Genomic DNA, 14,408 nt, shown 5'->3' with positions numbered 1-14,408 from the left:
CGCTCCCCGTGCCCGCTCTCCCAGTCGCCCGGCTCGCTAGTCGCCCGGCTCGGTCTGCTCGCCGCTCACGTCGAGCGGCCCGCCCTCGCTCTTCGGCACCAGCCGCAGGGTCACGGTCTGGGTCTCCTGGGCCCCGGAGCGCATTCCGCCGCCGAGGTTGAGCACCCACCACTGGACCCGGCCCGAGCCGTCGCGCTCCCTGCTGGCCACGGCCTCCAGGGTGACGGTCACCTCGGCGACCTCGAACCGCACGGCCTTGCCCGCCCCGGCCCGCCGCGCGCTCTCCAGCTCGGCGCGCAGCCCCTCGATGGCGTCCGACAGACCCACCAGACCGCGTTCGTCCATCACGAACCCCCCGCCAAGTGCCGCCCGTGCCGGAGCCATTGTGCTCCGCACATGGGCGCCTGGGGAGCGGAACGGCAGGGCACGGTCCGCGACGGCGGTTCCGGCTTCCGGCGGAGCGCTCAGCCGCCGTAGAACAGTTCGTCCACCACGCCCCGCGCCCGGCGGGCGGTGCGGCGGTAATCGTCGAGCATGTCGCCGACGCGGCCGGGGCCGTAGCCCAGGTAGCGGCCGACGGCTGCCAGTTCGCGGGGGTCCGAGGGGAAGGTGTCGCCGGCGCGGCCGCGGACGAGCATGACGGCGTTGCGGACCCGGGTGGCCAGGACCCACGCCTCGTCGAGGGTCGCCGCCTCCTCCGTGGGGATCAGGTCGGCCGCCGCCGCCGCGGCGAGGGCGGCCCGGGTGCGGGTGGTGCGCAGGCCGGGCTCGTGCGCGCCGTGCCGCAACTGGAGGAGCTGGACCGTCCATTCGACGTCGGAGAGGCCGCCGGGGCCGAGCTTGGTGTGGAGCTTGGGGTCGGCGCCGCGCGGCAGGCGTTCGGACTCCATACGGGCCTTCAGGCGGCGGATCTCACGGACCGCGTCGTCGCCGAGTCCGGCGGCCGGGTAGCGCAGCGGGTCGATCAGCTCGATGAAGCGGCGGCCCAGGTCCTCGTCGCCCGCGACCGGCTCGGCCCGCAGTAGCGCCTGCGACTCCCAGACCAGCGACCAGCGCCGGTAGTAGGCCTCGTACGACTTCAGCGTGCGCACCATCGGCCCGCTCTTGCCCTCGGGGCGCAGGTCGGCGTCGATGAGCAGGGGCGGGTCGGCGCTCGGGATCTGGAGCAGCCGGCGCATCTCGGAGACGACGCGGTTCGCTGCCTTGGCGGCCTCCTGCTCGTCGACGCCGTCGCGCGGCTCGTGCACGAACAGCACGTCCGCGTCGGAGCCGTAGCCCAGTTCGTGGCCGCCGAAGCGGCCCATGCCGATCACCGCGAACCGGGTCGGCAGGGTGTCGCCCCAGCCCTCGCGGACGACCGCGCGCAGGGTGCCCGCGAGGGTCGCCGCGTTCAGGTCCGAGACGGCGCCCCCGACCAGGTCCACCAGTGCGCCCTGGTCGGCCTCGGCGGGCTGCGCCTCGGTGCCGTAGGAGCCGACGATGTCCGCGGCGGCCGTACGGAAGAGTTCGCGGCGGCGGACGCCACGGGCGGCGGTGACGGCCTGGGCGCCGCCCTCGGCGCGGCCGACCGCGGCGAGGATCTCCTGTTCCAGGTGGGCCCGGGGGCGGGGTTCGAGGCCGCCACCGCGTCCGTCGCCGTCACCGAGCAGCGCCACCGCCTCGGGGGCGCGCATCAGCAGATCGGGGGCGAGGCGTCCGGCGGACAGGACACGGGCGAGGTTCTCCGCCGCCGCGCCCTCGTCCCTGAGCAGCCGTAGATACCAAGGGGTCTTGCCGAGCGCGTCGGAGACCTTGCGGAAGTTGAGCAGGCCCGCGTCCGGGTCGGCGGAGTCGGCGAACCAGCCCAACAGGACGGGGAGCAGGGTGCGCTGGATGGCGGCCTTGCGGGTGACGCCGGACGCCAGCGCCTCCAGGTGGCGAAGAGCCGCCGCCGGGTCGGCGTAACCGAGCGCCACCAGCCGCTCCCGCGCCGCCTCACTGCTCAACCGGGCCTCACCGGGCGCGAGTTGGGCGACCGCGTCGAGCAGCGGCCGGTAGAACAGCTTCTCGTGCAGCCGTCGTACGACACCGGCGTGCCGTCGCCATTCGCGGTTGAGGTCGGCCACGGGATCGCTGCGCAGGCCCAGGGAGCGGCCGATGCGGCGCAGATCGGCGTCGTCCTCGGGGACGAGGTGGGTGCGGCGCAGCCGGTACAGCTGGATGCGGTGCTCCATGGAGCGCAGGAAGCGGTAGGCGTCGTCCAGTTGGGCGGCGTCGGCCCGGCCGACGTAACCGCCTGCGGCGAGGGCCTTCAGGGCATCCAGGGTGGTGCCGCTGCGCAGCGAGGCGTCGGCCCGCCCGTGCACCAACTGAAGGAGCTGTACGGCGAATTCGACGTCCCTGAGGCCGCCGGGACCGAGCTTGAGCTGGCGGTCCAGTTCGGCGACGGGGATGTTCTCCACCACCCGGCGCCGCATCTTCTGCACGTCGGCGACGAAGTTCTCCCGCTCGGCGGCCTTCCAGACGAGGGGTTCGAGCGCGGCGACGTACTCCTCCCCCAGCTCGATGTCCCCGGCCACCGGGCGGGCCTTGAGCAGCGCCTGGAACTCCCAGGTCTTGGCCCAGCGCTGATAGTAGGCGAGGTGGCTGCTGAGGGTGCGCACGAGGGGGCCGTTACGGCCCTCAGGACGCAGATTGGCGTCGACGGGCCAGATGGACCCCTCGACGGTCGTCTCGGAACAGATCCGCATCATGTGCGAGGCGAGCCGGGTGGCGGCCCTGAGGGCCTTGCTCTCATCAGCCCCGTCCGTCGCCTCCCCGACGAAGATGACATCGACGTCGGAGACGTAATTGAGCTCGTGTCCCCCGCACTTGCCCATCGCGATCACCGCGAGCCGGCAGGCGGCGGCGTCCTCGGGGGCGGCGGCGCGGGCGATGGCGAGCGCGGCGCGCAGGGTGGCGGTGGCGAGGTCGGCCAGCTCGGCGGCGGACTCGGCGACATCGGTGGTGCCGCACACGTCACGGGCGGCGATGGACAGCAGACAGCGCCGGTAGGCGACGCGCAGCGAGACGGGGTCGGTGGCCTCGGCGAGGCCCCGCTCGAACTCGGCCACGCCGGGGTGCAGATCCCTGGGCTCGTAGGTGACGAGGGCGTGCCAGTCGCCGGAGTGCCGGGCGAGATGCTCGGCGAGCGCGGCGGAGGCGCCGAGGACACCGAGGAGGCGGTCGCGCAAGGGCTTGGCGGCTATGACCGTGTCCAGCAGCTCACGATGCGCGGTGTCGCCGACCTGCGCCTCCAGCAACCGCACCAGACCATGCAGGGCGAGATCGGGATCGGCGGTCTCGCCGAGGGCCTCCAGCAGGACCGGGTCGTCGCGTACGGGGGCCAGTTCCGGGGCCTCCAGGAGCCGCTCGGCGGCGCTCGGATCGGTGAAGCCGTGCCGCAGCAGCCGTGTGAAGGTACTGCTTCTGCGCCCCGGCGCCGTCATCCCGGCCTCCTGTCCGATCAAGGTCGTACCGAGTCGAGCGTAACCGCACCGCTGGTGAGAAGCTCCGATGAGTTCGGGGGCGGGAGGGGGTCTGCCCTTGTATGACCAACCAACCGCACACTCGCCTGGACCCCCGCTACAGCGACGAGAAGGCCACGGCGAAGCCCTGGTCCGAGGCGCAGGCGCTACTGACGTCGGCCGAACTGTTCTGGATCTCGACGGTACGGCCGGACGGGCGCCCGCATGTGACGCCGCTGCCCGCGGTCTGGTCGTCGGGCGCCCTGCACTTCTGCACCGGGCCCGAGGAGCGCAAGGCCCGCAACCTGGCCGCGAACCCGCAGGTGGTGCTGACCACCGGCACGAACACCTGGGACCGGGGCTACGACCTGGTCGTCGAGGGCGAGGCGGTCCGGGTGACGGAGGAGGACCGGCTGCGCGAGCTGGCGGCGGCCTGGGAGGCGAAATACGGCAGCTTCTGGCACTTCGAGGTACGGAACGGCTGCTTCCACCACGGAGCGGGGCACGCTTTCGTGTTCTCGGTGGCGCCGGGCACCGTTTTCGGCTTCGGTAAGGGTGACCCGTTCAGCCAGACCCGTTGGCGATTCTCCAGGGAGGACTAGCGATGGACTTCACCCTTGAAGTGATCCCGCTGCCCGTGAGCGACATCGACCGTGCCAGGGACTTCTACCGGGACAAGGTCGGTTTCCACGTCGACATCGACCAGGAGGTCATGCCGGGCATGCGGATCGTCCAGCTGACGCCTCCGGGCTCCGGCTGTTCGCTCGCGCTGGGCGACAACCTCTGGGACCTGGCGGAGGGTGAGTCGAAACCGCGGCCCGGCTCCTACCAGGGCCTCCAGCTGTGCGTGGCCGACATCAAGGCGGCGCGGGCGGAGCTGGTGGAGCGGGGTCTGGACGTGTCCGAGCCGGTGCAGTACGCCCCGGACGACGGCGCGACCTTCATGTACTTCAAGGACCCCGACGGCAACGGCTGGTCGATCCAGGAGTACCGCGTCCGGGGCGAGAAGCCCTTGCACAAACTCCTCTCGGAGCTGGCGGGCTGACACCCTTCAGTCGGTCCCGCTCTGCGTGAACGGACACCCCGGCAGCCGCCGATACCACCACCGCCGCTCCGGATCGGCGAGCGGATCCGGCAGCGTACGGGCCCGGTACCGCGCATCCAGTACGGCGACGATCCGCGCCAGCTCGGCACGGTCCCGCGGACCCAGATTCCGCAGGACGGTGTCGAGCACGTCGCGCGCATGGCGAACATCCCGCAACGAACAGCCACGGCACCCGCAGTCGTCCCCGTACGGGTACCGCGTGCGGTTCCCCGGCGGACTCAGGAAGTCCCGGTACCGCCGCAGGGCGACGCCGGTGACGGTGGGGAAGACGTCATAGTCGTCCGACAGCTCCTCGTACCGGTGGACGGCGAGGCCGGCACGGCTGGAGAGCCCGCGTATCGGGGGCGGCGGCGGTACGTCGAACCGACGCGGGCTCTCTCGGAGTCGCAAGCGCTGCGCGTCCCGCAGCGAACCGGGCCGCTTACGCGGCATCGGCCTTTCGGGTAGGCGAGTTCATGGACGAAGCATAAGCCATGGTTGAGTTGCTGGCCCTGCCTCCATGTGGTGGACTGGAAATTGGGTTGCAGCCTACGTCCTTGAGCCGGCAAGCCTCTCACTCTTCTTCTCTCATCTTCCTGTCATCTTCCCGAAGCCACAGGTCTGTGATTCGAATGAGTGATGACGTAGTTGCGCACAGGAAAATTGGTTCCTGGCGTCAGCGCGCAAGTGCCCACATTGCGGTCGTACAGGCCGAGCTGGACCGCATTGAGGGTATGGAGGCCCTGTCCGGGCACGACAAGAAGCTTGCGGACAAAGCACATCAGCTTCTGCACGGGGCACGCCAGGCGACCGATTCCTGGCCACCTTTCTGGGCCGCCGCATCCGCAAGAGACCGCACCTTGGCCACCATTCACGAAGCCGAGTTGATTGTCCTCAAACTCACGCCTGCCCAGGAGATCGGTTGGGCAGGATCCACCGTCCTGGCCAAAGGTATCCAGCACTTGGGGCAGGAGGACCCGCGCCTCAAGCTGCTTGAGGAACACCTGCGCGAGCACAACAACATGCTGGATGACGGAGGCAGGCATCTCGCGGCGGACGTCCTTCATGCCGCCAATCACACAGAAGAGGTGGAAATAGCCAGGGTCCGAAATTTCCGCAACATCTTGCTTCTCACTTTCCTGGCTCTTTCCGCGTTCACCGTCCTCCTCATTCTTTCGGGCTATCAGAATCCTGCGGCACTCGCGGACAAGCTGTGCTTCCGACCGCCCGCCCCCACCCCCGAGGACACCAACGCCAAGGATTATGTGTGCCCCGTCGGGCAGGGTCCTGCCGATGGCGACAACGTATTGCTGGTGGCATCCCTGGGCGCCGCATCCGCAGCACTCGCTGGCGCCACGTCCATTCGGCACATACGCGGATCCGCTGTTCCGTACATGGTGCCGATGAGTCTGCTCATTCTGCGCATCCCCATCGGCGCCTTGTCTGCCATTTTGGGGCTGGTCCTCATACACGGAGAATTCATCCCAGGACTGTCCGCACTGGACAGCGGGGCACAGATCGCCGCATGGGCCGTGGCATTCGGGATCGGCCAGGAAAGCCTGACACGGCTGCTCGACAAGAAGGGCAACCTGCTCCTGGAGAACGTGCGTGGTTCAGCGCGGGCCGTGGAATCACCGCCGCCCCCTACCGACATGCTGATAAAGCCCGTGCTACAGCCCGGCGGACCCAATGGAGCCAAGCCCGGTGGTGACGGAGCGACAGACGAGGAAGCGGAGTCCGAGAGGACACACGAAAGCGGCGAAGAGGCAGTTGAGCAGGCGAGGCCGCACGAGGAGGACAGGCAAGGAGGCTGAAGGGCGGCACGAAAAAACCCGGACGCACACAGCGCCCGGGTCTCCCCGCGTCAGCATCTACAGCACCGGCAGGTTCTTCCGCAGCTCGAACGCCGTGACCTCCGAGCGGTACTCCTCCCACTCCGAGCGCTTGTTGCGCAGGAAGAAGTCGAAGACGTGCTCGCCCAGCGTCTCGGCGACGAGGTCGCTGCGCTCCATGAGGGTCAGGGCCTCGCCGAGGTTCTGCGGGAGGGGCTCGATGCCCATCGCGCGGCGTTCGGCGTCGGAGAGGGCCCAGACGTCGTCCTCGGCGCCCGGCGGGAGTTCGTAGCCCTCCTCGATGCCCTTGAGGCCGGCGGCCAGCAGCAGGGCGTACGCCAGGTAGGGGTTGGCGCCGGAGTCCAGGGAGCGGACCTCGACGCGGGCCGAGCCGGTCTTGCCGGGCTTGTACATCGGGACGCGGACCAGCGCCGAGCGGTTGTTGTGGCCCCAGCAGATGTAGGAGGGGGCCTCACCGCCGGCGCCGGCCGTGCGCTCCGAGCCGCCCCAGATGCGCTTGTAGGAGTTCACCCACTGGTTGGTGACCGCGGAGATCTCGGCGGCGTGCCGCAGCAGGCCCGCGATGAAGGAGCGGCCGACCTTGGACAGCTGGTACTCGGAGCCGGACTCGTAGAACGCGTTCCGGTCGCCCTCGAACAACGACAGGTGCGTGTGCATGCCGCTGCCCGGGTGCTCGGAGAACGGCTTCGGCATGAACGTCGCCTGCACGCCCTGCTCCAGCGCCACCTGCTTCATGACCAGGCGGAACGTCATGATGTTGTCCGCCGTGGAGAGCGCGTCGGCGTAGCGCAGGTCGATCTCCTGCTGGCCGGGCGCGCCCTCGTGGTGGGAGAACTCCACCGAGATGCCCATCGACTCCAGCATGGTGATCGCCTGGCGGCGGAAGTCCATACCGACGTTGGTCGGGGTGTGGTCGAAGTAGCCGGAATTGTCGGCCGGGGTGGGCCGGGAGCCGTCCAGCGGACGGTCCTTCAGCAGGAAGAACTCGATCTCGGGGTGCGTGTAGAAGGTGAAGCCCAGGTCGGAGGTGCGGGCCAGGGCGCGCTTGAGGACGTAGCGCGGGTCCGCGAAGGACGGGGAGCCGTCCGGCATGAGGATGTCGCAGAACATGCGGGCCGTGCCGGGGGTCTCCGCGCGCCAGGGCAGGACCTGGAAGGTGGAGGGGTCCGGCTTGGCGATCATGTCGGACTCGTATACCCGGGCGAAGCCCTCGATCGCCGAGCCGTCGAAGCCGATGCCCTCGTCGAAGGCCTGTTCAAGCTCGGCCGGGGCCACGGCGACGGACTTGAGGAAGCCCAGCACGTCCGTGAACCACAGGCGTACGAACCGGATGTCCCGCTCCTCCAACGTACGGAGCACGAACTCCTGCTGCTTGTCCATCTTCCGCTTCCCCATCCTTGCTGGTCAGGCCACCATCCCGTGTACCGCGGGAGGGCGGTCGGGCACCTGAGCATCACACCACAACAGCGTTTCACGCGCGTTGCCGACCTTGATCGACTGGCTGACCCCGGTCTGAACGCCCGGCGCACCGCGCCTCTGCCGCCCATCTTGCCTGCTCGGACCGACATTCGTAATGCCTGGCCACCCGCGGAAGCCTCGTTGGGGGACCCCGAGTTAATTGGTATTTCAGATGCAAGTTTTAATGGTGGCGAACCGGGCGAGAGCGCGCACCGGTCCAGAGCCAGAAGGAGCCTTGATGCTGTCCGTACAGTCCGCCGCCACCGTCCGCGCGACCCTCCCCGCCGTGGGCGCCAACCTGGACGCGATCACCGAGCGCTTCTACGCCGGGATGTTCGCCGCCCGCCCCGAGCTGCTGCGCGACCTCTTCAACCGCGGCAACCAGGCGGCCGGCACCCAGCGCCAGGCCCTCGCGGGTTCCATTGCCGCCTTCGCGACGTATTTGACAGACCACCCGGACGACCGGCCCGACGCGATGCTCGCCCGCATCGCCCACAAGCACGCCTCTCTCGGCGTCGCCCCCGACCAGTACGGCATCGTCCACGAGCACCTGTTCGCCGCCATCGTCGACGTCCTCGGCGAGGCCGTCACACCCGAGGTCGCGGCTGCCTGGGACGAGGTCTACTGGCTGATGGCGAACGCCCTGATCGCCCTGGAGAAGCGGCTGTACGAGGAGTCCCGCGAGCCCGGCTGGCGGGACTGGGAGGTCGTGGAGCGCGTCGCGGAGACGGCTGACGTGGTCACCTTCCGGCTGCGCCCGTCCGACGGCGGCCCGGTGGCGGACTTCCGCGCGGGCCAGTACGTCTCGGTCCGCGTCGAACTCCCGGACGGCGCCCGGCAGATCCGGCAGTACAGCCTGTCCGGGGCGCCGGACTCCGCGCTGCGCCAGATCAGCGTGAAGCGGGTGGCCGAGGACGCCGGCTCCCCGGCGGGCGAGGTCTCCGAGCACCTCCACGCGCGCGTGCAGGAGGGCGCCGTACTGGAGCTGTCCGCCCCCTACGGCGACCTCGTCCTGGGCGCGGACACCGACCGCCCCCTGCTGCTGGCCTCCGCGGGCATCGGCGTCACCCCGATGATCGCCATGCTGGCCCAGCTGGCCCAGGACGGCAGCGCCTGCCCGGTCACCGTCCTGCACGGCGACCGTTCCCCCGCCGACCACGCCCTGCGCACCGACCAGGAGCTCTACGCGGCCAAGCTCGCGGAGGCGCGGGTGCACTTCTGGTACGAGGAGGACGCCCCCGAGGACGCCCACACCGGCCTGGTCGACCTCGCGGACATCGCCGTGGCACCCGGCACGCACGCGTACCTGTGCGGCCCGCTCCCCTTCATGCGGGCGGTGCGCACCCAGCTGATCGGCAAGGGAGTGGCGCCCGCGGACATCCACTACGAGGTCTTCGGCCCCGACCTCTGGCTCACCCAGGGCTGAGCCCTACGACGGCGCCCGGCCGATCTCCAGCAGCAGCGGTCCGGTCGGCGCGGTGACCATGTCGCCGATGGTGAGCGGGTCCAGGGAGGCGAAAAACGCCTCCTGGGCCCGCCGCAGGGCACCGCGCAGGCGGCAGGCGGGGCTCAGCGGACAGGGCGCGGTGCCGCCGCCCTCGCAGTCGACGACGTCGCCGTCGCCCTCGAAGGAGCGCACCACGGCGCCCACGGACGCCGTACGCCCCTTGTCGGTGAGCGCCAGACCGCCGCCCCGGCCGCGGCGGGCGTCGACCAGTCCCTGGTGCTGGAGCTCGGCGACGACCTTCGCGGCGTGCGTGTACGGCACGTCCATGTCGGCTGCGACCTCACGCGTGGTGGGCGTGGCCCCTTCGGAGACGGAGAGTCGCATCAGGATCCGCAGGGCGAGGTCGGTGGAGCGCAGCAGCCGCATATCGGCAAGCGTAGGTGCAGGCTCGGATAATGTGCATCTGCGGTTCGCATTAAGGGGCGGGGCTTCGCATCGAAAGTACTGGTCGGCACCTGTCGGGCTGCTGTCGATTGCGTAGCGATCCGGCCCTTTCCTGTGCCCTCCCTTCGAGAGGTCACTCCTTCACCATTACGATCAGCGGACCCGACCGTCCCTTTCCGCAGAAGGACATCACGCCATGGGATCCGCCAAGAAGAGCAACGCGGCGCGCAAAGCCCGCATAGAAGAGATGCGGCGCGCCGAGCAGGCTCGCGAGCGCCGCAACCGGATCCTCACGATCGGCGCCAGTGTGACGGTGGTGGCCGCCCTGGTCGTCGGCGCGGTCGTGCTGGTGCAGTCGCAGGACGACGAGGACACCGCGTCCGACTCCAAGACCACCGGCAAGCTGGTGGCCGGCGCCGACGGCGTGAGCACCTGGAAGGGCGGCAAGCTCACCCAGACCCACGTGGACAAGAAGGTCAAGTACCCGGTCGAGCCCCCGGTCGGCGGCGACCACAACCCGGTCTGGCAGAACTGCAACGGCGACGTCTACACCGAGGCCGTGGCGAACGAGAACGCGGTGCACTCGCTGGAGCACGGCGCGGTCTGGGTGACGTACACCAGCAAGGCCAAGAAGGCCGACGTGGAGGCGCTCGCGGCGAAGGTGAAGCAGACGCCGTACACGCTGATGAGCCCCTACGAGAACCAGAAGTCGCCGATCATGCTGTCGGCGTGGGGTGCGCAGCGCACGGTGACGGGCGCGGACGACGCGAACCTCGGCAAGTTCTTCGAGAAGTACGTGCAGGGCGAGCAGACGCCGGAGCCGGGCGCCGCGTGCACGGGCGGTAAGGCGGAGTGATGAAGCACGTCGGGTGGGTCGCGGGGGCCGCGGCGGCGGTCCTCGTCGCGGCCGGTGCGATCACCTACGCCGTCGCCGACGGCGAGGGGACCGCCGCGTCCCCCACCGCCGACTCCGCGGACGCCGGGTTCGCGCGGGACATGGCGGTGCACCACCAGCAGGCCGTGGAGATGTCGTACATCGTGCGCGACCGCACCGACGACACCGAGGTGCGGCGGCTCGCGTACGACATCGCGCAGACGCAGGCCAACCAGCGCGGGATGCTGCTGGGCTGGCTCGATCTGTGGGAGCTGCCGAAGGTGTCCTCGGATCCGCCGATGACCTGGATGGACATGGGCTCCATGGCCTCCGGCGAGGACGGCGCGCTGATGCCGGGCATGGCGACGAACACCGAGATGAAGAAGCTGGAGACCCTGAGCGGCAAGCAGGCGGAGGTGTTCTACCTCCAGCTGATGACCGACCACCACAAGGGCGGCATCCACATGGCCGAGGCCTGTGTGAAGCGGTGCGAGGTGAAGGTGGAGACGCGGCTCGCGACGACCATGGTCAACGGCCAGGAGTCGGAGATCGCGCTGATGGCGGGAATGCTGAAGGACCGGGGCGCGAAGGCCCGGCCCTAGGGCGCCCGGCGTAGCCGCGCGTGGGGTGGCCCACACCCCCGCGCCACCCCATCGCGTCGCTCTGACGATTACACTGGGCGCGTGCCTCAACTTCGCCTCGCCCTGAACCAGATCGACTCGCGCGTCGGTGACCTCGCCCAGAACACCGAGACGATTCTCCGCTGGACCCGGCACTCCGCCGAACAGGGAGCGCATCTCGTGGCGTTCCCGGAGATGGCGCTGACCGGGTATCCCGTGGAGGACCTGGCCCTGCGCTCCTCCTTCGTGGAGGCGTCCCGCGCGGCCCTGCGCACGCTGGCCGCCAAGCTCGCCGAGGAGGGCTTCGGGGAGCTCCCGGTGGTCGTCGGCTACCTCGACCGGTCCGACACGGCCCAGCCGAAGTACGGCCAGCCGGCGGGCGCCCCGCGCAACGCGGCGGCGGTCCTGCACCGCGGCGAGGTGGCGCTCACCTTCGCCAAGCACCACCTGCCGAACTACGGCGTCTTCGACGAGTTCCGCTACTTCGTGCCCGGCGACACCATGCCGGTGATCCGGGTGCACGGGGTGGACGTGGCCCTCGCCATCTGCGAGGACCTGTGGCAGGACGGCGGCCGGGTCCCCGCGGCGCGCTCCGCCGGGGCCGGCCTGCTGCTCTCCATCAACGCCTCGCCGTACGAGCGCGACAAGGACGACACCCGGCTCGAACTGGTCCGCAAGCGCGCCCAGGAGGCGGGCTGCACCACCGCCTACCTCGCCATGATCGGCGGCCAGGACGAGCTGGTCTTCGACGGTGACTCGATCGTGGTCGACGCGAGCGGTGAAGTGATCGCGCGGGCGCCGCAGTTCGCGGAGGGCTGTGTGGTCCTGGACCTCGACCTGCCCGCGGCGTCGCCGAACCCGCCGACGGGCGTGGTGGACGACGGCCTGCGCATCGACCGCGTGATCCTCTCCGAGGACCCCCTCCCCGCCTACACGCCGGAACTGACGGGCGGCTACGCCGACCGCCTCGACGACGACGAGGAGGTCTACTCGGCGCTGGTCGTGGGCCTGCGCGCGTACGTCGCCAAGAACGGCTTCAAGTCGGTCCTGATCGGACTGTCGGGAGGCATCGACTCGGCCCTCGTCGCCGCCATCGCCTGCGACGCGGTGGGCGCGCAGAACGTGTACGGCGTCTCGATGCCCTCGAAGTACTCCTCCGACCACTCCAAGGACGACGCGGCGGAACTGGCACGGCGTACGGGCCTCAACTTCCGTACGGTGCCGATCGCCCCGATGTTCGACGCATACATGGCGTCGACGGAGCTGACGGGCCTGGCCGAGGAGAACCTCCAGTCCCGCCTCCGCGGTACCCTCCTCATGGCGATCTCCAACCAGGAGGGCCACATCGTCCTGGCGCCGGGCAACAAGTCGGAGCTGGCGGTGGGGTATTCGACGCTGTACGGCGACTCGGTGGGCGCGTACGGCCCGATCAAGGACGTCTACAAGACGTCAATCTTCCGCCTCGCGGAGTGGCGCAACCGCTCGGCGGCGGAGCGCGGCCAGACGCCCCCGATCCCGGAGAACTCCATCACCAAGCCCCCGAGCGCGGAACTGCGCCCCGGCCAGGTCGACACCGACTCGCTCCCCGACTACCCGGTCCTGGACGCCATCCTGGAGCGCTACGTCGACCGCGACCAGGGCGCCGACCTGATCGTCGCCGCGGGCTTCGACCCGGCCCTCGTCACCAAGACGCTCCGCATGGTCGACACGGCCGAGTACAAGCGCCGCCAGTACCCGCCGGGCACGAAGATCTCGCCCAAGGGCTTCGGCAAGGACCGACGGCTGCCGATCACCAACGGGTGGCGGGAGACGGCGTAGGACCAACAGGGGTCCAGAGGCGGAACCTCTGGACCCCTGTCCCGTTCAGGTCCGCACAGCCTCCGCCTCCTGAGGCAGATGCCCGGCGATCAGTCGCTCGCGGCCCGGTTCCGGTACCCGCCGCCGGTCCACGGCGTACGCCACTCCGGCGACCCCCAGCCCCAACACCGCCAACCCCGCCCCCGCCACCGCCGGCGAAGTCACCCCGAAGCCCGCCGCCAGCGCGACCCCGCCGATCCAAGCACCCCCGGCGTTGGCCAGGTTGAAGGCGGCCTGGTTGGCGGAGGAGGCCAGGGAGGGGGCTGCCGACGCCTTCTCCATGACCATCAGTTGGAGGGGGGAACCGGTCACGAAGGCCGCCGTGCCGAGCAGGACCACCGCCGGCGCCGCGCTCCACGCGGACGACATGAGCAGCGGGAACAGGGCCAGCACCAACGCCAGCGACGCCAGCCCGCCGAACAGCGTCGCGCGCATCGCGTGGTCCGCGAGGCGGCCGCCCAGCAGGTTGCCGATCGTCGCGCCGACGCCGAACAGCGCGAGCAGCAGGGTGACACTGGCGTCGGCGTACCCGGCCGCGTCCGTCAGCATCGGGGTCACATAGCTGTACGCCGCGAACAGCGCACCGAAGCCCGCCACCGTGGTGCCGAGGGCCAGCCACACGGGGAGGGAGCGCAGGGCGGCCAACTCGCCGCGCAGGCCGTGGGAGGGATTGATCCCACCATCCCGCGGGATCAGCAGGGCCAGGGACGCGATAGCCGCTACGCCTATCGCGCTCACGCCCAGGAACGTGACCCGCCAGCCCAGGTGCTGGCCCACGAGCGTGGCGACGGGGACGCCCGCGACGTTGGCGACCGTCAGGCCCAGGAACATCAGGGAGACCGAGCGGGCCTTGCGTTCCGGGGCGACCAGGCTCGTGGCGACCACCGCGCCTACGCCGAAGAAGGCGCCGTGCGGCAGGCCGCTCAGGAAGCGGGCCGCGAGCAGCCAGCCGTTGTCGGGGGCGAGGGCGGACAGCGCGTTGCCGGCCACGAAGAGCACCATCAGGCCGATCAGGACCTTGCGGCGGGACATCCGGGCGGTGACGGCGGCGAGCAGCGGGGCGCCGATGACGACGCCGAGGGCGTACGCCGAGACCAGGTGACCGGCGCTGGGGATGGAGATGCCGAGGTCGGCCGCGACGTCGGGCAGCAGGCCCATCATCACGAACTCGGTCGTGCCGATGCCAAAGGCGCCGACGGCCAGGGCGAGCAGGGCCAGGGGCATGGAGGGTCTGTGCCTTTCGGGGAGCGGAGGTCCACACATCTTATGTTCACGTGCGGAACAAA

At 70.3% G+C, this 14,408-nt stretch carries 13 protein-coding genes; 7 read left to right on the top strand and 6 right to left on the bottom strand.

Going from position 1 to position 14,408, the window contains the following annotated elements; genetic code table 11:
• Positions 1 to 36: 36 nt before the first annotated feature.
• A complete protein-coding gene (locus BN159_RS30665) occupies positions 37 to 345 on the bottom strand; it encodes a trypco2 family protein (protein WP_015660906.1) in 309 nt (102 codons plus the stop codon).
• Between the two features lie 119 nt (positions 346 to 464).
• The gene (locus tag BN159_RS30660; protein WP_015660905.1) at positions 465 to 3,467 is read right to left on the bottom strand and encodes a bifunctional [glutamine synthetase] adenylyltransferase/[glutamine synthetase]-adenylyl-L-tyrosine phosphorylase; all 3,003 of its coding nucleotides are present in this window, start codon (positions 3,465 to 3,467) and stop codon (positions 465 to 467) included.
• 101 nt (positions 3,468 to 3,568) lie between these two features.
• On the opposite strand from BN159_RS30660, the gene BN159_RS30655 reads away from it, so the two are divergent.
• Complete coding sequence (locus tag BN159_RS30655; RefSeq protein WP_015660904.1) at positions 3,569 to 4,087, top strand: pyridoxamine 5'-phosphate oxidase family protein; 519 nt, start codon at positions 3,569 to 3,571, stop codon at positions 4,085 to 4,087.
• 2 nt (positions 4,088 to 4,089) lie between these two features.
• Entirely contained in the window at positions 4,090 to 4,530 is a 441-nt protein-coding gene (locus BN159_RS30650; protein ID WP_015660903.1) for a VOC family protein, read from the top strand.
• A 6-nt stretch (positions 4,531 to 4,536) separates the two neighbouring features.
• Here the strand turns inward: BN159_RS30650 and BN159_RS30645 are convergent, their stop codons facing one another.
• On the bottom strand, positions 4,537 to 4,980 hold the full coding sequence (locus tag BN159_RS30645) for a hypothetical protein (RefSeq protein WP_231905663.1): 444 nt from the start codon (positions 4,978 to 4,980) through the stop codon (positions 4,537 to 4,539).
• Between the two features lie 221 nt (positions 4,981 to 5,201).
• Between BN159_RS30645 and BN159_RS30640 the strand changes: the two genes are divergently transcribed.
• Positions 5,202 to 6,383, top strand: a complete 1,182-nt coding sequence (locus BN159_RS30640; RefSeq protein WP_015660901.1) for a hypothetical protein — start codon at positions 5,202 to 5,204, stop codon at positions 6,381 to 6,383.
• A 57-nt stretch (positions 6,384 to 6,440) separates the two neighbouring features.
• On the opposite strand, the gene glnA is transcribed toward BN159_RS30640, so the two are convergent.
• A complete protein-coding gene (gene glnA, locus BN159_RS30635; protein ID WP_015660900.1) occupies positions 6,441 to 7,802 on the bottom strand; it encodes a type I glutamate--ammonia ligase in 1,362 nt (453 codons plus the stop codon).
• A gap of 316 nt (positions 7,803 to 8,118) precedes the next feature.
• Here glnA and BN159_RS30630 point away from each other — a divergent pair, with 316 nt between their 5' ends.
• Positions 8,119 to 9,306, top strand: coding sequence for a globin domain-containing protein (locus BN159_RS30630; protein WP_015660899.1), 1,188 nt, complete (start codon positions 8,119 to 8,121; stop codon positions 9,304 to 9,306).
• Between the two features lie 3 nt (positions 9,307 to 9,309).
• Here BN159_RS30630 and BN159_RS30625 read toward each other — a convergent pair whose 3' ends face one another.
• Positions 9,310 to 9,753 (bottom strand): RrF2 family transcriptional regulator, encoded by a 444-nt coding sequence (locus BN159_RS30625; RefSeq protein ID WP_015660898.1) that lies wholly within the window; start codon positions 9,751 to 9,753, stop codon positions 9,310 to 9,312.
• 214 nt (positions 9,754 to 9,967) lie between these two features.
• Here BN159_RS30625 and BN159_RS30620 point away from each other — a divergent pair, with 214 nt between their 5' ends.
• The 3 genes from BN159_RS30620 (at position 9,968) to BN159_RS30610 (ending at position 13,083) form a co-directional block, all read left to right on the top strand.
• Positions 9,968 to 10,627: a DUF3105 domain-containing protein gene (locus tag BN159_RS30620; protein ID WP_015660897.1), complete on the top strand. Its 660-nt coding sequence runs from the start codon at positions 9,968 to 9,970 to the stop codon at positions 10,625 to 10,627.
• Positions 10,627 to 11,247 carry a DUF305 domain-containing protein gene (locus BN159_RS30615; RefSeq protein ID WP_015660896.1) on the top strand — a complete coding sequence of 207 codons (621 nt, stop codon included), beginning with the start codon at positions 10,627 to 10,629 and terminating at the stop codon, positions 11,245 to 11,247. The genes BN159_RS30620 and BN159_RS30615 overlap by 1 nt, the downstream gene beginning before the upstream one ends.
• Before the next feature lie 81 nt (positions 11,248 to 11,328).
• Positions 11,329 to 13,083, top strand: a complete 1,755-nt coding sequence (locus BN159_RS30610) for an NAD+ synthase (RefSeq protein WP_015660895.1) — start codon at positions 11,329 to 11,331, stop codon at positions 13,081 to 13,083.
• Positions 13,084 to 13,128: 45 nt separating this feature from the next.
• Here the strand turns inward: BN159_RS30610 and BN159_RS30605 are convergent, their stop codons facing one another.
• Positions 13,129 to 14,346: an MFS transporter gene (locus BN159_RS30605; RefSeq protein WP_015660894.1), complete on the bottom strand. Its 1,218-nt coding sequence runs from the start codon at positions 14,344 to 14,346 to the stop codon at positions 13,129 to 13,131.
• Between the last annotated feature and the right edge of the window lie 62 nt (positions 14,347 to 14,408).

Origin of the sequence: Streptomyces davaonensis JCM 4913, from assembly GCF_000349325.1 — a bacterium.
GTDB classification, from domain to species: Bacteria; Actinomycetota; Actinomycetes; order Streptomycetales; family Streptomycetaceae; genus Streptomyces; species Streptomyces davaonensis.
Note: the sequence above shows the minus strand (reverse complement) of the source record. Positions and strands in the feature narration are given on the sequence as shown.